Origin of the sequence: Comamonas guangdongensis, assembly GCF_041079535.1 — a bacterium.
Lineage (GTDB): Bacteria > Pseudomonadota > Gammaproteobacteria > Burkholderiales > Burkholderiaceae_C > Comamonas > Comamonas guangdongensis.
In genome coordinates, this window is the sequence record NZ_JBFYGN010000005.1 from 105,944 (window position 1) to 129,304 (window position 23,361).

General features: G+C 66.0%; 17 protein-coding genes. 7 read left to right on the forward strand and 10 right to left on the reverse strand.

Going from position 1 to position 23,361, the window contains the following annotated elements; all coding sequences use genetic code 11:
• Positions 1 to 4: 4 nt before the first annotated feature.
• From AB6724_RS06060 to AB6724_RS06070, 3 genes are all read right to left on the reverse strand, one after another.
• Positions 5 to 724, reverse strand: a complete 720-nt coding sequence (locus tag AB6724_RS06060; RefSeq protein WP_369337604.1) for a c-type cytochrome — start codon at positions 722 to 724, stop codon at positions 5 to 7.
• A gap of 195 nt (positions 725 to 919) precedes the next feature.
• The gene (locus tag AB6724_RS06065; RefSeq protein WP_369337605.1) at positions 920 to 2,668 is read right to left on the reverse strand and encodes an ATP-binding protein; all 1,749 of its coding nucleotides are present in this window, start codon (positions 2,666 to 2,668) and stop codon (positions 920 to 922) included.
• Positions 2,668 to 3,342, reverse strand: coding sequence for a response regulator (locus tag AB6724_RS06070; RefSeq protein ID WP_369337606.1), 675 nt, complete (start codon positions 3,340 to 3,342; stop codon positions 2,668 to 2,670). Before AB6724_RS06070 ends, AB6724_RS06065 begins: the two co-directional genes overlap by 1 nt.
• A 184-nt stretch (positions 3,343 to 3,526) precedes the next feature.
• Here AB6724_RS06070 and AB6724_RS06075 point away from each other — a divergent pair, with 184 nt between their 5' ends.
• From AB6724_RS06075 to AB6724_RS06090, 4 genes are all read left to right on the forward strand, one after another.
• The gene (locus AB6724_RS06075) at positions 3,527 to 4,918 is read left to right on the forward strand and encodes a prolipoprotein diacylglyceryl transferase family protein (RefSeq protein ID WP_369337607.1); all 1,392 of its coding nucleotides are present in this window, start codon (positions 3,527 to 3,529) and stop codon (positions 4,916 to 4,918) included.
• A gap of 22 nt (positions 4,919 to 4,940) precedes the next feature.
• Positions 4,941 to 5,768: a thiol:disulfide interchange protein DsbG gene (gene dsbG / locus AB6724_RS06080; protein WP_439329832.1), complete on the forward strand. Its 828-nt coding sequence runs from the start codon at positions 4,941 to 4,943 to the stop codon at positions 5,766 to 5,768.
• Between the two features lie 72 nt (positions 5,769 to 5,840).
• The gene (locus tag AB6724_RS06085) at positions 5,841 to 6,191 is read left to right on the forward strand and encodes a DsrE family protein (RefSeq protein WP_369337608.1); all 351 of its coding nucleotides are present in this window, start codon (positions 5,841 to 5,843) and stop codon (positions 6,189 to 6,191) included.
• A 172-nt stretch (positions 6,192 to 6,363) separates the two neighbouring features.
• Positions 6,364 to 7,275: an amino acid ABC transporter substrate-binding protein gene (locus tag AB6724_RS06090; RefSeq protein WP_369337609.1), complete on the forward strand. Its 912-nt coding sequence runs from the start codon at positions 6,364 to 6,366 to the stop codon at positions 7,273 to 7,275.
• Positions 7,276 to 7,336: 61 nt separating this feature from the next.
• Here the strand turns inward: AB6724_RS06090 and AB6724_RS06095 are convergent, their stop codons facing one another.
• From AB6724_RS06095 to AB6724_RS06120, 6 genes are all read right to left on the reverse strand, one after another.
• Positions 7,337 to 8,377 (reverse strand): patatin-like phospholipase family protein, encoded by a 1,041-nt coding sequence (locus AB6724_RS06095; protein ID WP_369337610.1) that lies wholly within the window; start codon positions 8,375 to 8,377, stop codon positions 7,337 to 7,339.
• 16 nt (positions 8,378 to 8,393) lie between these two features.
• Positions 8,394 to 10,592 carry an NAD-dependent DNA ligase LigA gene (gene ligA, locus AB6724_RS06100; RefSeq protein WP_369337611.1) on the reverse strand — a complete coding sequence of 733 codons (2,199 nt, stop codon included), beginning with the start codon at positions 10,590 to 10,592 and terminating at the stop codon, positions 8,394 to 8,396.
• 202 nt (positions 10,593 to 10,794) lie between these two features.
• Positions 10,795 to 12,105: a cell division protein FtsZ gene (locus tag AB6724_RS06105; protein ID WP_369337612.1), complete on the reverse strand. Its 1,311-nt coding sequence runs from the start codon at positions 12,103 to 12,105 to the stop codon at positions 10,795 to 10,797.
• Positions 12,106 to 12,143: 38 nt separating this feature from the next.
• Positions 12,144 to 15,671, reverse strand: coding sequence for a chromosome segregation protein SMC (gene smc / locus AB6724_RS06110; RefSeq protein ID WP_369337613.1), 3,528 nt, complete (start codon positions 15,669 to 15,671; stop codon positions 12,144 to 12,146).
• Between the two features lie 237 nt (positions 15,672 to 15,908).
• Positions 15,909 to 16,238 carry a YnfA family protein gene (locus tag AB6724_RS06115; protein ID WP_369337614.1) on the reverse strand — a complete coding sequence of 110 codons (330 nt, stop codon included), beginning with the start codon at positions 16,236 to 16,238 and terminating at the stop codon, positions 15,909 to 15,911.
• 52 nt (positions 16,239 to 16,290) lie between these two features.
• Entirely contained in the window at positions 16,291 to 19,410 is a 3,120-nt protein-coding gene (locus AB6724_RS06120; RefSeq protein WP_369337615.1) for a bifunctional diguanylate cyclase/phosphodiesterase, read from the reverse strand.
• Positions 19,411 to 19,983: 573 nt separating this feature from the next.
• On the opposite strand from AB6724_RS06120, the gene AB6724_RS06125 reads away from it, so the two are divergent.
• The 3 genes from AB6724_RS06125 (at position 19,984) to AB6724_RS06135 (ending at position 21,758) form a co-directional block, all read left to right on the forward strand.
• A complete protein-coding gene (locus AB6724_RS06125; protein ID WP_369337616.1) occupies positions 19,984 to 20,484 on the forward strand; it encodes a flavodoxin family protein in 501 nt (166 codons plus the stop codon).
• Between the two features lie 177 nt (positions 20,485 to 20,661).
• Positions 20,662 to 21,390: a DUF6348 family protein gene (locus AB6724_RS06130; protein ID WP_369337617.1), complete on the forward strand. Its 729-nt coding sequence runs from the start codon at positions 20,662 to 20,664 to the stop codon at positions 21,388 to 21,390.
• A 50-nt stretch (positions 21,391 to 21,440) separates the two neighbouring features.
• Positions 21,441 to 21,758 (forward strand): hypothetical protein, encoded by a 318-nt coding sequence (locus AB6724_RS06135; RefSeq protein WP_369337618.1) that lies wholly within the window; start codon positions 21,441 to 21,443, stop codon positions 21,756 to 21,758.
• A gap of 19 nt (positions 21,759 to 21,777) precedes the next feature.
• Here the strand turns inward: AB6724_RS06135 and AB6724_RS06140 are convergent, their stop codons facing one another.
• Positions 21,778 to 23,232 (reverse strand): short-chain fatty acyl-CoA regulator family protein, encoded by a 1,455-nt coding sequence (locus tag AB6724_RS06140; RefSeq protein WP_439329834.1) that lies wholly within the window; start codon positions 23,230 to 23,232, stop codon positions 21,778 to 21,780.
• Positions 23,233 to 23,361 lie beyond the last annotated feature (129 nt).

The following is a 23,361-nucleotide window of genomic DNA, read 5'->3' on the forward strand; positions in this document are numbered from 1 at the left end:
CACCTCAGGGCTTGGCGGGCGCTGCGGCGGCGCCGGGGTTGTGCAGACGCTGGTAGTAGGCCGCTACGGCCTTGACGTCATCGGCCGTGAGCTTCTTGGCAACCTTGCCCATCAGGCCCAGGGGACCGGCATCGCGCTGGCCCTTGTTCCAGGCATCGACCTGGGACTGCATATAGTCGGCGGGCAGATGGCCGATGGCCGGGAAATCCTTGCCCACACCCACGCCGCCCGGGCCGTGGCATTGCGCGCAGGCCGGAATGCCGTCGGCCCAGCGGCCGCGCTCGACCAGCCAGGCGCCGTCATCGTCCTTCTTGCCGGGCAAGGCGCCGCGCACAGGCTTGATGGGCAGAGCCAGGCCCGAGTAATAGGCGGCCACGTCGGCACGTTCCTGCTCGCTCAAGGCCTTGGCCATGGGCGCCATCACCGTGGATTGGCGTGCCCCTGCAGCCAGCTGGGTCAGCTGGCGCTCCAGATAGCCCGCATGCTGGCCCGCGAGTGCGGGAAAGCCGGCCTGGCCTTCGCCCTTGGCACCGTGGCAGGTGGCACAGGCTGCCGCACCGCCGGCGGAGCCGGACTGGGCGATCTTTTCACCGGCAGTTGCATTGCCGCGCAGTGCTGCCTTGGCCGCAGCAGGTTCTTGCGCCCAGGCGCTGGTCGCCATCAGCATGGAAATGCCGACAGCCACCCACGACCGGGGCAGAGTCTTTGTGTTCAAGCGATTCATCTTGGGAATGGAGAAAAACGCGGCGCGCAACTGCAGCAATCAGCCAGGTGCAAACACTGCGTCCGAGCTTTGAAATCGGGAGCTTGCGCAGCAGCACCGCGCAAGTCCCGACTGGACATAGGCTGAAGATACTTACAAAAGATTAAGCAACGGTTAAACCTGAAACGGCTTCAAACCGGAGCGGCCGCCAGAATGCTAGACCTCGACGCCCTCGCAGGCCGCATCGGCAACGCGCAGATACAGGCGCACCACCAGGCCTGTAGCGCCAGCCGGCCCCTGGCCGCCCTGCTCCAGCCAGAGCGCGCGCGGCAACAGCTGCAGCAGGCCGCCGCTGCACTGGGCGATGCGCTGCACTATGGCCAGCCCCAGGCCGCTGCCATGGGCCTGATGCTGCTTGCGCCAGAAGCGCTGGGTGGCCACCGCACAATCCTCGGCGCTCAAGCCTGGCCCCTGGTCCAGCACGCAGAACTCCACATAGCCCGCAGACGCGGCGGGCAGCGTGGCCCGATCGGCACCCGGGCAATCCTCAGGCAGCCGCAGCACATGGCGCAGGCCCAGAAACACCGGGCACTGGACCGGATCCAGCCCGGGCACGCAGCCGTAGCGCAAAGCGTTTTCCAGCAGATTGCGCAGCGCCGAAACCAGCAGGGACTGGGGCACCACGACCTGCAGGTCCTCCAGGCGCGCATCCTCATGATCCTGTTGCGGCAGCCAGCGCAGACGCTGCTGGCCCGAGGGAATGGCGGTTGCCGCCAACGCCCAGGCTTTTTCCAGCGCCTCGCAGGCGCTGCCCGGTTCGCTGCCGCAGACCACCGCACCTGCGCCGTCACCCCCTCCGTCCGCGCCATCCACCGCCTGACAGTCGAGCCGCGCCAGCAACAGCAACTGCTCCAGCGTGTGCTGCAGATGGTCGACGCCTTCGCCGGCCTGCTGCAGCGCATCCCTGGCCATCAGCCACTGCGTAGTCTCGGAAATGGGAAGCAACGCCGGCGCCGCGCCGGCCGCATGCACCGCGCAATCCTGGCTCAGCACCTGCTGCGTGCTCGCGCTGGCCACGGCCATCTGCGCGACCTGCACATGGGTTTTGACGGCAGTCAGCGGCGTGCGCAGTTCGTGAGCCGCATCATCGCTCCAGCGCCGCTCGCGCGCTATGGCACTGTGCACGCGCTGCAGCAAATGGTTGATGGTCTGCACCAGCGGCGCGAGCTCGCGCACATGCAGGCCCTGTGCCACCGGGGAATCGTCGCCGGGCGGGCGCCGCCTGAGCTCCTGGCGCAAGGATTCCAGCGGCCTCAGGCCCCGCGTCACGCCCCACCACATCAGCAGCATGCTGGCCAGCAGCGCCAGCACAAAAGGCAGGACGATGGTGTAGGCAAAGCCCTGGATCAGGCCTTCGCGCACATCGATGCGGTCTGCCGTGGCAATGCGCACGCCGTGCTCCTCCAGCACATAGGTGCGCCACAGGCGACCGCCCTTTTTCATGGTGGAAAAGCCCAGCTGCAGCGGCGCCTGGAAGCTGGGAGCGCCTTCGGTGCGGGCCACGACGCTGCGCTCGGCGGCATCCGCCGGCCGCGAGCGCGGTGCCTGCAGCGGCGAAGCCGGGATCAGCGCCGGGCGTGCGACCCGGTCTCCGCGCGCTGCCGCGTCAGGTGCATCCGGCAAGGGCGCGGCCTGGATTTCGCTGCGCACAATGCTGACCTCGCAGGCCACGCCGTCACGCGCAATCACATTGAGCATGGGCTCCCAGTCACCGGGGCTGGCGTTCTGGGGCTTGAACTGGTGAACAATGCCGGCCACCATGCGGGCCGAGGCGATCAGCCGGTCGTCCAGCACCGAGCGCAGCTCGTGGCGCATGCCGGCAAACATCCAGGCAGCGACTCCGCCCCATAGCGTGCACAGCGCCAGGCACAGCCACAGCAGCAGCCTGACCCGCAGGCTGCGCATCAGTGCCCGCTCCCCTGGGCACGCCCCAGGCGAAAGCCAACGCCGCGCACGGTTTCCACCATGTCCGCGCCCAGCTTGCGGCGCAGATGGTGGACATGCACGTTCACGGCATTGCTCTCCACGTCCTGGCTATAGCCATACAGGCTGTCCCGCAGCTGCTCCAGATTGAGCACCCGGCCCGGCGACTGCAGCAGCGCGCGCAGCAGCGCCCATTCGCGGCGCGACAGATCCACGGGGCGGCCGGCGCGCTGGGCGCGGCCCGCTGCCAGGTCCACCTTCACGTCGCCCAGCAAAATCCAGTCCACGCTGCGGCCCGCGGCGCGGCGCAGCAGCGCATGCAGGCGTGCGGAGAGCTCGTGCAGGTCGAAGGGCTTGACCAGATAGTCGTCCGCGCCGGTCTGCAGACCCTCTATGCGCTGGTCCACCGCATCCCGCGCGGTCAGCACCAGCACCGGCAGCTCCAGACCCTGGCTGCGCCAGCGCGCCAGCAGCTGCAGGCCATCCTCGTCGGGCAGGCCCAGATCCAGCACGCAGACATCGAAATGCGAGGATTTGACGGCCGCATCCGCCTGGCTGGCACAGCCCACCACATCGACGCCAAAGCCCTGTAGCTGCAGGCCCGCCTTGACCCCGCTGGCGACCAAGGCGTTGTCTTCCACTAACAGCACATGCATCGTCTCACCCCGAAAAACCCGCGCCCGCCGCACTCCCATAGCGCGCCGGCCGCCGGTTTCGTTTCCATTTGTCAAAGCAGCCGAGCATCGCAGATTTGGCTTTTTCCAGCGTTAACCACGGCTTAATCCCTTGGCCACAAGATGCGGCCCACTTCCGATTGCCTCCCTGCCTCGCTCCCAGACCATGCGCTTCACGCCTCTTGCCGCCTCCGCCCTCATCCCGGCCCTGCTGCTGACGGCTGCGGTCGCCCGGGCACAACCTCTGCAAGTGCCCGGTCTTGCTGCGCCCTCTGCGGACCAGGCCGAGGTCCTGAGCGCGGAACAGGCTTTTGTGCTGCAGCGGCCCCTGCTGAGCATCAACGATGGAGATACACGAAAACTCGCACTGGCCTGGAACATTGCCCCCGGCTATTACCTGTACCGCGACCAGATCCGCATCACCGACGCCCAGGGGCTGAGCCTTGGCCCAGAAGTTCCCGTGGGCGAGTCGCTGACGGACCCGTTCTTTGGCCGGGTACAGGTGTTCCACCAGCGGCTGGAGGTACAGGCCCGCCTGCCCGAGCACTCTAGCCAGTGGCCGCTGCAAGTGCACTGGCAGGGCTGCGCCCATCTGGGTGTCTGCTACCAGCCGCAGCAGGCGACGGTGACGGCGCTGCAGCTGGGACTGGATCAGCCGCCCGCGCCGGCCGATCGCGCCGAACCGGATCGGCCGCTGTTGCCGACCCTGGGCCGCTGGCTGGCCCTGCCGCCCAGCCTGTCGCTGGGCCCGCTCGTCCTGCCCACGATGGCACTGGCGACTTTGCTCGCCCTCTTTGTCGGCCAGTGGTGGGCGGCCGGCCGCCAGCGGCGCAGCGGCCAGCCGGTGGAAGCCGTTCTGCTGCAAGCCGCTGCGGCCGGCCTGATTGCCGCACGCCTGGCCTATGTGGCCCGCTGGTGGCAGCAATACCTGGCCGAGCTGCCCTCGGGCCTGCTGCAGATAATGGACATACGCGACGGCGGCTGGAACCTCTGGGCCGGTCTGCTTGCCGCGCTGCTCTGGACCCTCTGGTTCGGCCGACACAGTCGCGGCCTGCGTCGCTCAGCGCTGCAGGCGCTGGCCGCAGCTGCTCTGATTCTGGTAGCTGCCAAGGCGCTGCTCACCCTGCCCGAGCCGCAGAAAACCGCTTTGCCCAACATGGCTTTTGTCAACGCGGCCGCCCAGACGGTGGACCTGCGCAGCCATGCGGGTCAGCCCCTGGTCATCAATCTCTGGGCCAGCTGGTGCCCGCCATGCAGGCGCGAGATGCCGGCGCTGGCCCAGGCGCAGAAAGAGCATCCCGAGATTCGCTTTGTCTGGATCAACCAGGGCGAGGATGCGGCTGCCGTGATGCGCTATCTGCAGACCATGGCGCTGCCGCCCGAGCAGGTTCTGCTGGACCCGCAGCAGCGCGCAGGCCAGCACTGGCAGCAGCGCGGCCTGCCCTCGACCTTTTTCTACGACGCCCGCGGGCGGCTGCAGGGCATGCGCATGGGGGAGCTGTCCCGTGCCAGCCTGGCCGAGCAGCTGCGCTTGCTCGAATCGCCACCCACGCGCTGACAACAACTTCAGAAAGGCTTTTGTGCTGAATCTCTCCAAGACCGCGCCTGCAGGCATTGCCGCCCTGGCCGCCATTGCCATCGCCACCTATGCCTGGGCGGCACCGGCCGGCAATGCGGCTGCGGCAGCCGATCTGCCCTCGGAACAATTTCTGGCCGAACAGGGCCTGACCATCGTCGGCCCCATGCAGGCCGCGGGCGGACTCAAGGCCTGGGCCGCCTATCGAGAGCAGCAACCGATTCCCATCTACCGTCTGCCGGACGGCAAGCACTGGGTCATAGGCACGGTAATCGACGCCCAGGGCAAGGATGTGAATGCCAAGACCCTGCAGGCCGCGGTACAGAAGCCCATGGGCCAGCAGATCTGGGGCGATCTCGAACGCAGCCACTGGATAGGCGACGGCAGGCCCGACGCAGCCCATATCGCCTATGTGTTCACCGACCCCAATTGCCCTTACTGCAACCAGCTCTGGCGCGAGGCCCGCCCCTGGGTGCAGTCGGGCCAGCTGCAGCTGCGCCATATCCTGGTGGCCGTGCTGCGCCCCAGCAGCGAAGGCAAGGCCGCGGCCATTCTGGGCGCCAAGTCTCCCGAGCAGGCACTGGCCGGCCACGCACAGGCCTATGCGGACGCCCAGGGCAAAAACCCCGACACCCTGGGCATTGCAGCACTGCCGCGCATTCCGCTGTCGGCGCGCGATGCCCTGGCCAACAATGTCTCGCTGATGACGGCCATGGGTCTGCGCGCCACGCCCGCGAGCATCTGGAAGAATGCCCAGGGCCAGGTCCAGACCCGAACCGGCATGCCGCCGGGGCTGCTGGAAGAGATGCTGGGCAAGCCCGCCGGCAAATAAGCTGCCGCCGCATAAGCCTGATATGCAGAGCGCAAGCAGCTATAGTCCCAATAGCAAACTACGGCCATCACGATGAGCACTCCCGACTGGAACACCCTGCTGCCCGCACTGCGCCCCGGCACCCGCGTGGCGCTGCATGCGCCCACGGCACAAGCCCTGGCCCGCGCACGCGGCAACTTCAAGAATCTGAGCGCAGCCCAGCCACAGGCCAAGGTCTGGATCGTGGCCAATGCCCAGGCCGTGCAGGCCGTGCTGGACGCGCCCGAAGAAATGGGGCCGGCCCTGGCGCGCGTGCTGCTCTGCCCCAACACGCTCAAGAACAACGGCCAGACGGCACCCGACAATGTGCAGGTGCTGCCCATGGGCGCCGTCGAAGCCCTGGCCCGCATGCAGCAGGACGGCTGGGTCTACATCCGTAGCTGAGTTGACGATACGCATCAATTTGTATCAAACCCCGCCGACCATTCCCGAGCGATAGGCAAAGCTGAGTACATTTCGGTACACGTATCACCCAACGTGTGACCGCCCACGGCAGGGCGCTGCGATCCAGCCCTGCGGCGAGGCCTTGGTCCCGATCTGCATCCAAGGAGTTCTCATGCTTTTTGCCGCCCGCCTGTTTCCCTGCCTGCGCTTCCTGCCTCTGGGCGCAGCGCTGATCGCCGGCCTGGCCGCTCCCCAGGCCCAGGCCGCAGAGCTCGAGAAAATCAAGGCGGCCGGGCGTATCGTGATCGCCCACCGGGAATCCTCGATCCCGTTCTCCTACTGGGATGCCAACAAACAGCCCGTAGGCTATGCGGTAGATCTGTGCCGCAAGATTGCCGAGGCCGTGCGCCTGCAGCTGCAGCTGCCTTCCCTGCCCGTGGAATATCTGGCCGTGACCTCGGCGTCGCGCATCCCCGCCATTGCCGAGGGCAAGGCCTCGCTGGAATGCGGCTCCACCACCAACAATGCCGAACGCCGCAAGCAGGTGGATTTCACGATCCCCCACTACGTGGCCTCGGTGCGTCTGCTGGTGCCCGCGGCCAGCGGCATCAAGAGCGTCGAAGACCTGGCCGGCAAGAGCGTGGCCTCCACCCAGGGCACGACCAGCCTGAGCGAGCTCAACCGCCTCAATACCGAGCGCGGGCTCAAGCTGCAGATCACGCCCGTCAAAGACCACCAGGACGGTTTCAACACCGTGGCAGCGGGCAAGGCTGCCGCCTTCGCCATGGACGATGTGCTGCTCTCCGGCCTGCGCGCCCAGTCCAAGGAGCCGGCCAAATACGCGATCGTGGGCAAGCCCATGACCGTGGAGCCCTATGCCATCATGCTGCCCAAGGGTGATGCGGCCTTCAAGAAGCTGGTGAACCAGGAAATGCTGCGGCTGATCCGCAGCGGCGAGCTGCAGGAGCTCTATACCAAATGGTTCCAGAAGCCGATTGCACCCAACGGCATCAATCTGGAATGGCCCATGCCCTATCTGCTGCGCGAGTCGCTGCGCTTTCCCACGGACCGAATCGGCGACTGAGCCGGCCCGCCCGCTCGCCGGCCTTGATAGGTAATGGGCGGGGCGGCAGCCGGTCTTCGGGCTACAGCCCCCAGCCCCGCAATGCCGGCATGGCCAGCTGCGCGGCCGCATAGCCTTCGTCTATGGATTTCCGCCCCTGGTGAAAGTCCATCTGGCCGATATGGGACACGCGCGGCGCGATCAGCACCTCGGCCGGGTCGCCGGCCATGCGGCTGCGCGTGATGCGCATCTGCATGATGTTGATGCTGGCCAGGAGCACATTCGTCAGCGAAGGAATGCGCGGGGGCTCGTCGTCCTCCGCATCGCCTTCGCTTTTCTGCCCGCGACGCATCACCGAGGCCGACAGCGTCTTCACGCTGCTTACGCTGCGCCGCCATTTGCCGCTCCAGCCCGCGGGCTCCGCCACCGGGGATTGCGGCGGTGCGCCGTCGCCGTCCACGGGAAGCTCGGCCTCCAGCTGCAGCTCTGACAGGCTGACCTCGCGGCTCTGAACCCTGAGCTCGCTGTCGCGCGGCCCCTGCTGCCGCATATGACGGCGCATGATGTCGGCATTCAGGTCCACGGCGATCACGATATCGGCGCCCATGGCTCTGGCCAGCGACACCGGCACGGGGTTGACCAGGCCGCCGTCGACCAGCAGACGCCCCTCATGCATCACCGGCGTGAACAGGCCCGGCAGGGCAATCGACGCGCGCACGGCCTCGGCGATCGATCCCTTGCGCAGCCAGACTTCGGCGCCAGTCTGCAGATCGGTGGCCACGCAGCCAAACGGCGCGCCCAGCTCCTCCATCGTCTCCTGCACGAAATTCTCGCGCCAGAACTCGATGATTTTCTCGCCCTTGAGCAGGCCGCCGCCGAGGTTGAAATCCATGAAGCCGAAGACCTTGCGCTTGCCCAGGCCCAGCACCCAGTTCTCGAAGCTGTCCATCTCGCCGGCCGCATAGGTGGCCCCGACCAGCGAGCCTATGGAGGTGCCGCAGATGATGTCGGGGGCGATGCCGGCCTCGCGCAGCGCGTGCAGCACGCCGAAATGCGCCCAACCGCGCGCCGAGCCGCTGCCCAAGGCCAGGCCCACAACGGGTTTGCGCCGCAATCTGCTCATGTCCCGACCTCCTGGTTCAAGTCGCGCTCTGGCCCTTGAGCAGGGCCAGCATTCCCGCCTCGTCGAGCACGGTCACGCCCAGCTCCTCGGCCTTGGCCAGCTTGCTGCCGGCCTCGGCTCCGGCCACCACATAGCTGGTCTTCTTGCTGACCGAGCCCGAAACCTTGGCGCCCGCGGCCTCCAGCATATCCTTGGCCGCATCGCGACTCAGCGTCGGCAGGGTTCCGGTCAGCACCACGGTCAGGCCGGCCAGGATCTGCGGCGCTTTCTCGGCCGGCTCGCCCTCTTCCCAGTGCACGCCGCAGGCGCGCAGCTGCTCGACCACCTCGCGGTTATGGGGCTGGGCGAAAAAGGTATGGATGCTGTCGGCCACCACAGGGCCTACGTCCTTGACCTGCAGCAGCTCCTCCACGCTCGCGTCCATCATGGCATCGAGATTGCCGAAATGCTTGGCCAGATCACGCGCCGTGGATTCGCCCACATTGCGAATGCCCAGGCCGAACAAAAAGCGCTGCAGCGTGGTGCTCTTGGATTTTTCCAGCGCAGCCAGCACGTTCTGGGCCGATTTCTCGGCCATGCGATCCAGCGCGGCCAGCGAGGTCAGGCCCAGCTTGTACAGATCGGGCAGCACGCGCACCACCTGGGCATCGACGAGCTGGTCGACCAGCTTGTCGCCCAGGCCCTCGATATCCATGGCCCGGCGGTGGGCAAAATGCAGGATCGCCTCCTTGCGCTGGGCCGCGCAGAACAGGCCGCCCGTGCAGCGGTGATTGGCTTCGCCTTTTTCACGCACCACGGCGCTGCCGCAGATCGGGCAGGTCTTGGGCATGCGGAAGTTAGGTACATAAGGCTGTCGCGAGCCGGGTACGGTTTCGCCGCCGGGCCGCCCCAAGGCGAAACCAGCCCCCTCGGGGGGCAGCGAGGACACGCCAGTGCCGAGCGTGGGGGCCATCAGTCTTCCCACCACTTCGGGAATCACATCGCCGGCGCGGCGCACGATCACCGTATCACCGACACGCACGCCTTTTTTGCGAATGTCGAACAGATTGGACAAGGTGGCATTGGTCACCACCACGCCGCCGACCTGCACGGGTGCCAGTCGCGCCACGGGCGTGAGCTTGCCCGTGCGACCCACCTGCACGTCGATGGCCTCCATCAGCGTGGGCATCTCCTGGGCCGGATATTTGTGGGCCACGGCCCAGCGCGGCTCGCGCGACTTGAAACCCAGCTGGCGCTGCAGCGCCAGGCTGTTGACCTTGTAGACCACGCCGTCGATTTCGAACGGCAGGCTTTCGCGCGCCGCGCCCAGGCGTTCATGAAACGCTACCAATTCCGAAGCACCTGTCGCCACGCACACCTGAGGCGCCACCGGGAAACCCCAGGACTTCAGCGTCTGCAGCATGCCGTAGTGGGTGCCAAAGTCGGGCCCACCCTGATCCGCCGGCGTGATCTCGCCCAGGCCATAGGCAAAAAAGGACAGCGGGCGCTGGGCCGCGATACCCGAGTCCAGCTGCCGTACCGAGCCTGCAGCCGCATTGCGCGGGTTGGCAAAGGTCTTGCCGCCGGTCGCGAGCTGGCGCTCGTTGAGTTTGAGCAGATCGGCCTTGGCCATATGCACCTCGCCGCGCACCTCGACCACAGGCGGCACCTTCAGATCTACGGGCAGGGACAGCGGAATCTGGCGTATGGTGCGGATGTTGTGCGTCACATCCTCGCCCACCTCGCCGTCGCCGCGCGTGGTGGCCTGCACCAGCTGGCCTCTCTCGTAGCGCAGATTCATGGCCAGGCCGTCGAATTTGGGCTCGGCCACATATTCGATGGCGGGATCAGCATCGCTCAGGCCCAGTTCCCGGCGCACGCGCTGGTCGAAAGCGATGGCTCCCGTGGCCTCGTTGTCGGTTTCGGTCTGAATGCTGAGCATGGGCACGGCATGGCGCACGGGCGCCAGGCCTTCGAGCACCGCGCCGATCACACGCTGCGTGGGCGAGTCGGGCGTGACCAGCTGCGGATAAGCGCCCTCGAGCGCCTGCAGCTGCTGGAAAACGCGGTCGTATTCGCCGTCGGGCACCGAAGGCGCGTCCTGCACATAGTATTCATGCGCCCACTGCTTGAGCTGGGCGCGCAGCTCCTGCACCTTAGCAATCACTTTTTCAGGAGCAGCCACCGCGCTCTGCGGGGGCGTTTCAACGGAAAAAAGGTCAAAATTCTCGGTCATGCTCTAGCCACTGGAGTAGCGATGAAAAAGGCCAACATTGTTGGCCCTGATTATTGGTGTTATTTGTTCATGGTGCGCGACCAAACCGCGGCACTGGCAACTTGCACAGCCTCGGCCAGGGACGGCAAGCAAAAGCCCATCCGGGCCGCGCCGCCTCGCCACTCCCGCGAGGAAGCCGCGAAGCGACTCGGGAGGCATGCCCTCAGCTGAACAGCCTGCGTGCCAGCAGCGAGCCGGCCGACAGTTCGCGGCTGTCGAGCTTGTCGTAGAGCAGCTCCAGATCGTGCTGGATCGGGTCCAGCGCCGAGACCGGCAGCAGATAGCCGTTCTGGTCGCAGAGCACGCCGTCCATGGTCTGGCACAGCTGCTCGGCCACCTGGCGCAGCCGCGCGAAAGGCTGCTGGCCGCGCGGCACCTGGGCCACGTCCAGGCTCAGCAAAAACTCCCGCACCACGGACTGGTCGAGATCGTCACCCATGGCGGCCTGGGGGTCGTAGCCCAGCACCAGCACCGGTGGCAGGCCCTGGATCGGCGAAGCCAGCACCATGCGCCCGGGCATGGCACTACCCACAAAGCCCAGGCGGTTGGCGTTCTGCTGCACATAGCCGGCACTCCACGAGGCCTGGCGCGCGCGCAACATAAAGCTCAGCTGAGCATCGTGTTCGCTGGCGAACTGATCGAGCTCGCGGGCACGCGCGACCTCGTTGAGCATATCGGGCACATCGGCCATGGCGCCCAGCGCATCGGCAAAGCGCTGAACCTTGGTGACGAACTCCGAGAACTCGATCTCGTTGAGCGCCCCGGTGCGGTTGGCCAGTTGCACGCCGGCCTGAAAGCCGAGATAGCGCTGGCCCGCCTGCAATGGCTCCCACTGCCGGCTGTCCTGATTCATGCCCTCGATCGCGAACGGCTTGTTGCCAGCGCGGCGCGTGCTGGGCTGGGCCTGCAGCGCCACCTCGCCGGGCACGGCCTGGGCCACGGTGATGGGGGCGATGGCATCGATCAGCGGATCCAGGTGTCCGCGGCGCTCGGCCGCGGCCGCCTTGCTCGCGGCCAGGGGCGCATCGGTGAGCACGGGTTCCACCGCCTGCCTGGGCGCTGCGGCCGGTTCGGCCACGGCCTGCTCGGCCGCGGGCGGCTCGGGCTCGGCAACCGACTGTTGAGCCTGGGCGGCCTGGCGCTGCTGCTCCTCATGGGCTTCGCGCGCCACTAGGCGGGCCAGCTCGGCCTCGGTTTCGGCAAAACGCCCCTCGGGCTCGGGCATCTGCACGGGCTCGGTGCCGGGAATGGCCTTGCCGAAATCGCCGAGCACGGGCTCGTGCTGGTATTTGGTGAGGTCAGCACCATGGCCCACGGTGCTCATACCGGGCTCCAGGCGCTGCGGATCGGAGCTTTCGTCCAGGGGTTCGGCCCGCCGGGGCGCATTGCGCCGCGAGGACCAAGAGTTGTAGGCAACGATCAGGGCCAACAGCACCACACCCAGGACGGCCAGACTGATTTGCAAGTTACTCATGTGAGAAAACGGTTTTCCTAAAAATCGGGTGACGGGGTTCAGGATAGCTCAGCCATGGACAAGGCGGACTCCATGTCCACTGCAACAATTCGTGAAACGCCTTGCTCCTGCATCGTCACGCCAATCAGTTGCTCGGCCATTTCCATGGCGATCTTGTTGTGGCTGATGAACAGGAATTGCGTGCCCTTGCTCATGCTGTAGACCAGCTTGGCATAGCGCTCGGTATTCGCGTCGTCCAGCGGCGCATCCACCTCGTCGAGCAGACAGAAGGGCGCGGGATTGAGCTGGAAGATCGCAAACACCAGAGCAATCGCGGTCAGCGCCTTCTCGCCGCCCGAGAGCAGATGGATGGTCTGGTTCTTCTTGCCCGGCGGCTGGGCAATCACCTGCACGCCGGCATCGAGGATTTCGTCGCCGGTAATCACCAGCTTGGCCTGGCCGCCGCCGAACAGCTCGGGGAACATGCGGCCAAAGTGACGGTTGACGATATCGAAGGTGCCGGTCAGCAAATCCCGCGTCTCGGCGTCGATCTTGCGAATCGCCTCTTCCAGGGTATTCATGGCCTTGGTCAGGTCGTCCATCTGCGCGTCGAGGAAGGTCTTGCGCTCGCGCGCCAGCGTCAGCTCGTCGAGCGCGGCCAGGTTCACCGCGCCCAGTGCCTGAATCTCGCGGTGCAGACGATCGATCTCGCCCTGCAGGCCGTGCATGCGTACATTGCCCTCGGCAATCGACTGGGCCACGGCGGCGAGATCGGCGTTGGCCTCGGTCAGCAGATTGCTGTACTGTTCCAGGCCCAGGCGCGCGGCCTGTTCCTTGAGCTGGAATTCGGTGATGCGCTGGCGCAGCGGGTCCAGCGCTTTTTCCAGCGACTGGCGGCGCTCGTCGCTGGCGCGCAGCTTGTTGGTCAGATCGTCGTATTCGCTGCGGCGCTCGGCAACGTCTTTTTCGCGCTGCATCTTCAGATCCAGCGCATCTTGCAGCCCGCCCTGGGCCGCGGCATCGGACAGGCGGGCCAGCTCGTCCTGGGCGCGCTGCTGCTCTTCGGCCAGCGACTTGGCCTGCTGGCTGGCGGTTTCTATGGTGCGCGACAGCTCGGCGCGTCGCGCATGCAGGCTGCGCTGCGAGAAGGTCGCCTCCTGAGCCTGGCGCTCCAGGCTGCGCAGCTGCTCGCGCGACTCATTGAGGCGGCGCTCGGCTTCGAGCACGCGGTCGCCCAGCTGGGCATGGCGCTCCTGGCTGTCGGCCAGCTGCATGTCCAGCTCTTCGAAACGGGCCTCGGCCGCGACCTTGCGCTCCTCGATGTCCGACAGCTGGGCCTCGACCTCGGACAGGTCCGCCGAAATCTGGGCATTGCGGGCACGCGCCTGCTCCGCGAGTTGCGACAGGCGCAGCGTCTCGACCTGCAGCTCATGGGCCCGGCCCTGGGACTCCGTGGCTTCGCGGCGCGCGGCAAGCAGACGCTGGGAGGCATCGGCATAGGCGCTTTCGGCACGCACCAGCGCCGAACGCGATTCGTCGGCGATCAGGGCCTGGGCGCGCACTTCCTTTTCAAGATGCTCGATTTCCTGGGCGCGCGCCAGCAGGCCCGACTGTTCGGAATCCTGGGCGTAAAAAGTCACGCCATGGGCGGTGACCGCATGGCCCGTGGGCACATAAATGGTTTCGCCGGCGCGCAGCTCGGCGCGCTTAGCTAAAGCTTCATCCAGCGTGGGCGCCGTATAGCAACCGGCAAGCCAGTCGACCAGCACCGCACGCAGGCCGGCGTCGCTGACCTTGAGCAGCTCTGACAGAGATGCGAAACGGCTGGCTGCAGCTGCGCCCACCGCCTGCGGCGGACTGAAGAAGGCCAGGCGTGCGGGCGGCGCATCCTGCCCGCCCGAGCCCAGAAAGCCGCGCACCATGTCCAGGCGCCCAACCTCGAGAGCGCCCAGGCGCTCGCGCAGCGCAGCTTCCAGCGCGTTTTCCCAGCCGCTTTCGATGGCGATGCGGCTCCACAGGCCTTGCAGGCCGTCGAGGCCATGCTTGGCCAGCCAGGGCTGGAGCTTGCCGTCGGTCTTGACCTTTTCCTGCAGCGCCTTGAGCGCCTCCAGTCGCGCGGACAGATCGGCGTGGCGGCTGCTTTCGGCATTCACGGCCTGCTGGCGCGTGCGGCGATCCTCGTCGAGCTGGGGCACGGACTCCTGCAGCTCATTGAGCACGGCGTCGGCCATCTCGGCCAGTTCCTGGGCCTCGGCCAGCTGGGCCTGCAGATTGCTCAGCCGCGCCTCATCGGGCGTTTCCAGCGCATTGCGGTCGGCACGCAGGCGCTCGTAACGGGTTTCGTACTGACGGCGCTGCTCGTCCAGGCTGCGCTGCTCGGCGGCCAGCACCTGGATCTGCTGCTGCACCTGCACGACGGAGCCGCGCTGGTCGCTATCGGCTTTTTGCGCGTTGCGCAGCGCATCCTCCAGGTCCGGCAGGCGCATGGTCTGCTCCTCGACCTGAGCGGCCAGCATCTCGGCCTGCTCCTCGGCATCCATGCCCGCGCCTTCGATGTTCTCGATCTCGGCCTGGGCTTCCTCGCTGCGGCTGCTCCACAGCAGCAGCTGCTCGGCCAGCTGCTGCAGGCGCTGCTGCACGCGCTGGCGGCCTTCGACCACATAGCGGATCTCGGCCTCGAGCTTGCCGACCTCGGCCGTGGCCTCGTAGAGCTTGCTTTGCGCCTGGTTGACCTGGTCGCTGGCGTCGTAGTGGGCCTGGCGCAGGGTTTCGAGACCGCTTTCGTTGTTGCGGATATCGGCCATGCGCTCTTCGAGCTCGTTGACGACCTTGAGCCCTTCGACGCGCACGCGGTCCTGTTCGGCCTCGGCCTCGCCACGCTTCATGAACCACAGCTGGTGCTGCTTGAGCGTGACCTGGGCGTTCAGGCCGTTGTATTTGGCCGCGACCTCGGCCTGCTTCTCAAGCTTGTCGAGATTGGCATTGAGTTCGCGCAGAATATCTTCCACACGGGTGAGGTTTTCGGTCGTGGCCGAAAGGCGGTTTTCCGTCTCACGCCTGCGCTCCTTGTATTTGGATACCCCTGCCGCTTCCTCGAGGAACAGGCGCAGCTCTTCGGGGCGCGACTCGATGATGCGGCTGATCGTGCCCTGACCGATGATGGCGTAGGCACGCGGGCCCAGGCCCGTGCCCAGAAACACGTCCTGCACGTCGCGGCGACGCACGGGCTGGTTGTTGATGAAATAGCTGCTGTTGCCCTCGCGCGTGAGCACGCGCTTGACGGCGATCTCGCCGAACTGGCCCCACTGGCCGCCCGCGCGGTGATCACTGTTGTCGAAGGTCAGCTCCACGCTGGCGCGGCTGGACGGCTTTCTGTGCGTGGTGCCGTTGAAGATCACGTCCTGCATGGACTCGCCGCGCAGCTCGCTGGCCTTGCTCTCGCCCAGCACCCAGCGCACCGCGTCCATGATGTTGGACTTGCCGCAACCGTTGGGGCCGACCACGCCGACCATCTGGCCCGGCAGGACAAAATTGGTCGGCTCGGCAAAGGATTTGAAGCCGGAGAGCTTGATGGAATTCAGGCGCACGGTGTCGGGGTCGGTCTAGCGAGGATTTTTTGTGGGAAATCAGAAACGGCAAAACCGGCTGCGCCATCGCCAAACCGGAAAAAACCGGGCCTGGCGCGCAACCGATGACAGGCGGGAATCATAACGCGCCCCACCGGCCGGCACGCCGAGATTGCGGCAACTCATCAAACCATAGCAGCTTGCGCTGGATTCTCAATGACCAGCGACGGATTTTCAGGATGTTTGACCTTCCCCGGCTCAGGCCCGGGGCTGAAACGCGATCAACCCCGCGCCAAGCAGGCATACCGCCACGCCGGCCATATCCCAGGCGCTGGGTTTCACGCCATCGACCAGCCATAGCCACAGCAGGGCCATGCTGATATAGATCCCGCCATAAGCCGCATAAATGCGCCCGGATGCCCAGGGATGGTGGGCGAGCAGCCAGACGAACAGGGCCAGACTGGCCGCCGCAGGCAGCAGCAGCCAGACGCTGGCGCCCTGCTTGAGCCAGAGCCAGGGCAGATAGCAGCCCACAATCTCGGCCACGGCGGTCAGCGCAAACAGCAACAGGGTCTTGATTTCAGGCACGCAATTCTCGCAAGCAGCAAAAAGCGGGCATTGTAGAGATCCCGAACACGCCCTAGCGCATGGAGCTGGGACTGAGTGCAGGCGCCGAAGCTCCCGGCACGTTGCCATTGGTGACCAACCGCTCGAACTCCAGCACCGGCAGCGGCGGGCTCATCAGATAGCCCTGCCAGGCATAGCAGCGCACGCCTTCGAGGAAGCGGCACTGGGCCTGGGTTTCCACGCCTTCGGCAATCACATGCAGACCCAGGCTCTTGGCCAGGGCCACGATGGTGCGCGCAATCGCGGCATCGTTGGGGTCGGTGAGCACGTCGCGCACAAAGCTGCGGTCGATCTTGAGCTGGTCCAGCGGCAGGCGCTTCAGATAGGCCAGCGAAGAGTAGCCGGTGCCGAAGTCATCGAGCGAAAAGCCTATGCCATAGGACTTCAGGCGCGCCATCTTGGCGATGGTGTCGTCCACATCGGCGACCAGCATGCCCTCGGTCAGCTCCAGCTTCAGGCGGTGGGCGTCGGCACCGTGCTCGGCCAGGGCCTTGAGCACCTGGTCGACAAAGCCGCTTTGATGAAACTGCCTGGGGCTGACATTGACCGACAGCACCAACTGCCCGAAGCGCGGGTGGTTGGCCCATCGCGCGAGCTGATGGCAGGCGGCCTGCAGCACCCAGTCGCCCAGCGGCAGGATGAAGCCGGTCTCCTCGGCCAGCGGAATGAATTGCGCCGGAGGCACATGGCCTTTTTGCGGGTGCTTCCAGCGCAGCAGCGCCTCGGCACCGATCACGCGCCCCATCTCCACTTGCGGCTGGTAGAAAAGCTCGAACTGCCCGGTCTGCAGCCCGGAGCGCATATCGTGCTCCAGCGTGCGACGCTCCAGCAAGGCCGATTGCAGCTGCGGATCGAAAAAGCAGATGGCGTTGCGGCCCAGGCTCTTGGCCTGGTACATGGCCATTTCCGTGCGGCGCAGCACCTCCTCGGCACGCAGCTCCTGGCCGCCGAACAGGCTCAGTCCCATGCTCACCGTAATCTGGCGCGGCGTGCCCGCGATCTCCATCGGTTCGCGCAGCGCGGTCATCCAGCGCTCGGCCTCGTGCTCCAGACGCGCGGCCGCGGCCACGGGGTCGCCGCCGAGATCGTCGAGCAGCAGCACGAAATCATCGCCGCCCTGGCGCGCAATCGTGGCCCCCGGCGGCAGCAAAGCCTGTATGCGCTGGCTCAGTCCCTTGAGCAGCAGATCGCCCTGCTCCAGACCGAAAGCCTCGTTAAAGGCCTTGAAATTGTCCACGTCCAGCAGCACCACGCCGCCGAAATGCTGGCGCCGCAAGCCCATGGCCAGGGCCTGCTGCAGGCGGTCGGCCATGAGGCGGCGATTGGGCAGATCCGTGAGCGCATCGTAGAAAGCCAGGCGCCGGACCTCCCGCTCGGCGGCCTTGCGCTGGCTCTGATCCTGCAGAACCATCAGGCAGCCATCGGCCTGCACCACCCCCGACAGAGCCACCGCGCGGCGCTGGCCGTCGCCGCCGGTGAGCAGCATTTCCTGGGGCTCGATCATGCTGGCCGCGGAGTCTGCCAAGGACTTGTTCCAGTCCTGGGCGGCTGCCGCCAGGTCCGTGGTGTTGGCGTCGTCCAGCGCCAGGCGCGCCTTGGCCTGCGCCGCCTGCCAGCGCTGCATCACCCGCTCGCGCTCGGCCGCATCGGGATACATGCGCTGCCACCATTGCAGGCCATGGCTGTCGGGTTGGCCCGCCTGGCCGGCCAGACGCAGAAACTCGTCGTTCCAGTAGACGAAGCGCCCGTCCAGGTCCTCCATGACCAGGCCCACGGGAAGGCGCTGCATCAGATCGCGCAGCTGCTGATGCCCCTGGCGCTCCATCTGCTCCAGACGCTTGCGGCCGCTGATGTCGCGCACCAGCACCAGCAGGTGCCGTGCATCCAGCGGACCGCTGAGAAAAGCACTGAGCTCCACCCACAGCAGTGAACCGTTCTTGGCCCTCAGGCTGAATTCATCGGCGCTGTGATGGAATTGCTCGAGATCGAGTCCGTCCATGAAGCGCGCGCAACGCGCCCTGTCCTCGGGCTGAACCATTTCCAGCACATTGCACTGCAGCAGTTCCTGCTGGCTATAGCCGAGCAGACGGCAGTAATGCTGATTGGCCTTGACCACGGCCCGGCTGGCCAGGTCCACCTCGACCACGCCAAACGCGGCCTGCTCGCACATGGCGTGAAAGCGCGCATCGCTTTCCTGTCTGGCCTGGGTCGAGGATCTGATGCTCCGCAACCAGCTGGAGCGGCTTTGCCACCAGCCCGACAACCAGGCCGCCAGGGCCAGCCCCGCCAGCATGCCCAGGACCAGCACGGCCCAGGGCAGGCTCTTGTCCACCCAGGCCTGGCTGTTCAGCGCGGGCTTGAACTGCAGCACCCAGACGCGGTCATAGACCCGCATCTGGCGCTCCAGCGGCTTGGCCAGCTCGAACTCGGGATCGCTTTCGCTGTCGGCCCAGAGATGGCCGGTATACATGGTCTGCGTCAGCCCCGCGGAGTCGTCCTGAACAGGCTTTTGAGCCCGGCCAGGCGCGGCCGGCCCCAGATCCAGCAGGCGCATGGCCACATGGGGATAGGCCTCGGCCGGCACCAGGCCGCGCACCAGATCCTGCAGCCGGATGCGCGCATTGACCGTGCCCAACAGGGGCGGTACCGGGGTGGAATTCTCCTGGGCGCCGGCTTGATGCTGGCCGGGAAACAAGGGCGCGCGCACGATCACGCCCAGCGGGCTGTCGGGCAGCTGCAGAAAGCTGAATGGCGCCGAGATCGACATGGAGCGCGAGCGCCAGGCCGACATCAAGGAATTCCAGGCCTCCTCGGGCTGGCGCGCATTGGTGCCGGCCAGGGCTTCGTTGCCTATCAGCGGCCAGACATAGGACACCTCGAACGCCTGCATGCCTGCGGGCAGCTCGGCAGAGCCTTCCTGCTCCACCACGCGGGTCAGGCTCAGCGCCTTCAGACCCGCCAAGCGCTCCTCGCTCAGCAGGTGGTGGGCATGCTGGGCAAACACCTGCTGGCCTTCATCGGCGTTGTCGCCCATGCGTTCGGCCAGCTGCTGCAGCAGAGCGGTATAGGCATCGAGCCGCTCCTGCAGCACGCGCTCGGCCATATCGGCACTTTGCAGCAAGCGCTGTTGCACACGCGACTGCAGACCGCTGTGAACCTGCCATGCACCAAAAGCACCGCAGCCCGCTCCCAGCAGCAGTGCGAGCGAGAACCTCCAGTGAGGGCGTGTTTTCAACGACGGACGAAGAACTGAACGCAGCATGCGAGAAACACGGATAGCAGAATGTGAAGGGATGGCTGAGTCCTGCTGCCGTATGCCGCGCGAACACTTTTGGTGCCCCAGCTCGCCACATGCAAGATGCACATCGCATAGTGTGTAGGAAACAACCTACACCCCCAAGCCCTTGACTCCGCGAGATTTCCCTGAGTCAGTCGCATATATCCGGTAAATCCTGAGCTAAATCAAGTCTAAGGTATATACAGTCGTCGGGAAGCGCTTCTAAATCAAGAGCACTGCCACACATCATAAATTGATAAATGTCAATTTTTATCCAGCGCCACCCGACACGCGGATTGTTTTCAAATACCTCAAAACCTGTATTTTTTCTGCAACAAGTCATTGCTGCGTCATGCGCCCGCGCTCCCAGGCCCGCGGGCGCGCAAAATGGGTTTTCCATCTCGGCGGACCCACCCCACAATGCCGGACATGGCCTATCTACCGACCCTGCTCATCGTCTATCACTCGCTGACCGGCGGCACGCGCCAGATGGCGGAAGCGGCTTGCGCCGGCGCCCGCCAGGAGAGCGGTGTTGCCGTTCGCGTGCTGCACGCCACCCGGGCCTCGGCGCAGGATCTGTTGGACGCCCAGGGCTATGTGTTTGCCACGCCCGAGAATCTGGCCGCCATCAGCGGCCTGATGAAGGATTTTTTCGACCGCAGCTACTACGGTGCGCTGGACCGGATACAAGGCCGGCCCTATGCGAGCCTGATCTGCGCGGGCAGCGACGGCCATAACGCGGCCCGGCAGATAGAGCGCATCGCCACGGGCTGGCGCCTCAAGGCCGTGGCCGAGCCGCTGATAGTCTGCACCCATGCGCAGACGCCGCAAGCCATCTTGGCGCCCAAGCAGATCGAGCAGGCCGAGCTGCAGCGCTGCGAAGAGCTGGGCCAGTCGCTGGCCGCGGGGCTGGCGCTGGGAATTTTTTAAGGACTATTGAATTTACGGCTTCAAGCGCTTTCGGGGTGTGCGCTCTCAAGCCCATTCAGGGCCTTCCCCCCGATTCTTCGGCCCACACTTGGCACTCGGCTGCGGTCGCATGCGATGCCGGGAAAGCGCCCCACACTTCGCTACCATCGCAGACACCTTTCACCCTCCCAAGCCTTCATGCCCGACCAGCCCGAATCACCGCCCCTCTCCCTGCAGGGCCTGCTCACCCATACCCTGAGCGAACTGGGCATCAAAAGCCGCCATGAGGGCGAGCGCATCGCACTGGACGATGGCCTGCAACTGGTGCCGTTTGAGCTCAAGACTGAAGCCAGATCCAATGGCAGCTGGAGCACCAGCACGGTGATCGAGGTCCATCACCCGCTGATCCAGGATGCGCTGTTCGAGTATCAGCATTCGGCGGGCAGCTCGTTACTTGAAAGTCTGCGGTCAGGCTTCAGAAGCTGGGCCCGCATGGACCTCGTCACGCTGCAGCAGGCCGTGCAGGACGAACTTGAGTGTCCATCGCTGGGCATGGGCTACACCGACGCGCAGACGGGCACCGAATACCGCCGCCAAGTCGTGCTCGGCCCCATGGCGCACTATCGGCAGTACCCTCCCGAGCCCTCCGCCACACAGGCCGACGACGAGGCCGGGCATGACTTCTGTCCTTGCTGCCTGTTCACCAACAGCATGGATGCCTTCACCGATGCGCTCCAAGGACGCGAATTTGTGGGCGTGCGTCTCTACGCCGCGCGAGATGCCGATGGCCAGGTCAGCGCGGACTGCCGCATCAATGGGGAAGACTTTCCCGCCGCCCTGCAGCATCTCGAGGACTACGCCCGGAGCTGGCCCCAGGCCGGGCTGGAGTTCCGCAAGCAATACGTGGTGATACGCAACCAGCCATGAACCATCAAGCATTGCAAGCCCACTCATGGGCCCACCGTTGAAAGCCGCCCATGGCCTTTGATTTCGTGATCGGCACCGCTTATCGGGTCAAGGACCGGCCCTCCATCGTCGGCAGCATCGAATTTGACGAATTGCCGCAGCTCGAGCGCTTAGGGCAGCGCATCGATTCGTTTTTTCTGCAGCGCATCGCCAATCTGTTTGCAGACCAGCAGTTCTCTGTCGCCGAGGTGGCGCAAGCCCTCGATCATCTTCTGCCACTGCTGTCACAGACCATGCCCGATGCGGAGCGCGCCATGCTGCACAAGCTGATTGCGGTACTGGCCTTCGCCCAGAGCCGCCAGCAAACGCTGTTTGGTGTGGCCGACTGATGGGCGCACCGCAGGCCTCTCACCTGTCCACCGCCCCATAGGGCACGAATCCGCTTTCGTTTTCGTTGACGCGCAGCGGCTTGCCCACGAACGGGAAGGCGCGCTGCGGGCAGGCGCTGCGCTCGCAGACCTTGCAGCCCATGCCTATGGGGGTGGCCGCATCGAGATTGCGCAGATCCAGCCCCTTGGAATACACCAGCCGCGCCGCATGCTGCAGATCGCAACCCAGGCCAATCGAGAAAGTCTTGCCCGGCGCGCCCCAGCCCTGGCCCGCGTGGGAGATGGTGCGGGCGATCCACAGATAGACACGGCCATCGGGCATGCTGGCCAGCTGCGGCACGATGCGGCCCGGCTGGGTGAATGCTTCGTAGACCACCCACAGCGGGCAGGTGCCGCCGGTCTTGGAGAAGTGGAAATGCGTGGCCGACTGGCGCTTGCTGATATTGCCGGCGCGGTCCACGCGGATGAAGAAAAACGGCACGCCCGGAGCCTCGGCACGCTGCAACGTCGACAGACGGTGGCACACGGTCTCGAAGCCCACGCCGAAGCGGCGCGCGAGCAGGTCTATGTCGTACTGCAGGCTCTCGGCTGCCTGCAGGAACTCGCCATAGGGCAGGATGAAAGCACCCGCCACATAGTTGGCCAGGCCCATGCGCGCCAGGCGGCGCGTGGCCTCGTCCTGCCAATGCGCGGACTGCAGCTGCTCCTCGATCCGCGCGTCGAACTCCAGCAGCGCCAGTTGGGTGGCCAACTGGAACGCCTGCTGCGCCGGCCGCAGCTGGGGCGCGACATAGAGCGTGCGCGTGGCCGCATCGAAGCGGCGATGGCCGTTTTCACGGCTGCCGGGCCTGTCCGCGCTGCGCAGCACCAGCACATTGTGGCGCGCCTGCAGCCGGTATTGCAGCCATTCCTGCAGGCTGCCGCCCTGTTCCCGGGCCTGCTTGGCCAGGACCTCCGCGCTGCGGTCCAGCGCGTCGAAATGATTGCGATGGGCAAAGAAAAAGTCGCGCACGGCCTCGAACGGCATCTGCCGCGCGGGCTCGGCCGGCCGGCCGCCGGCGGGGGAGCCGCCCTCCTCCAATTCGGCACGCCCGTCGCCCAGGCGCGCGCTCAGCGCTTCCAGCCGCTCGGCATCGGCCAGGTGGCGCCGGTGCATGGCCAGCAGCGCCTGGGCCAGCTGCGGCAGTCTGGAGGCCACTTCGCGCAGCTCGGGCAGCGGCACCGAGCCCTCGGGCTGGGGCATGGCGGCCAGCACGTCGCGCAGCTGGGCCAGCAGCCGCGCCTCCTCGTCCTCGGAAAACTGCTGGATGTCCACGCCCAGCACCTTGTGAATCTTGAGCAGCACCGCCACCGTCAGCGGACGCTGGTCCTGCTCGATCTGGTTCAGATAGCTGGGCGACAGCTCCAGCGCCTGCGCCAGCGCCGCCTGGGTCATGCCGCGCTCGGCGCGCAGGCTGCGCAGACGCACTCCCATAAAAGTCTTGGCCACGGCATCTCCTCGCTGCATCGTCATTCGCAAACTTTGCAAATCACGCAATTTCTCTTCGCAATCATTCACCAATTCAGCCCTACCCCTCTGAAAGGCAAATGCGTAGATTGCGAA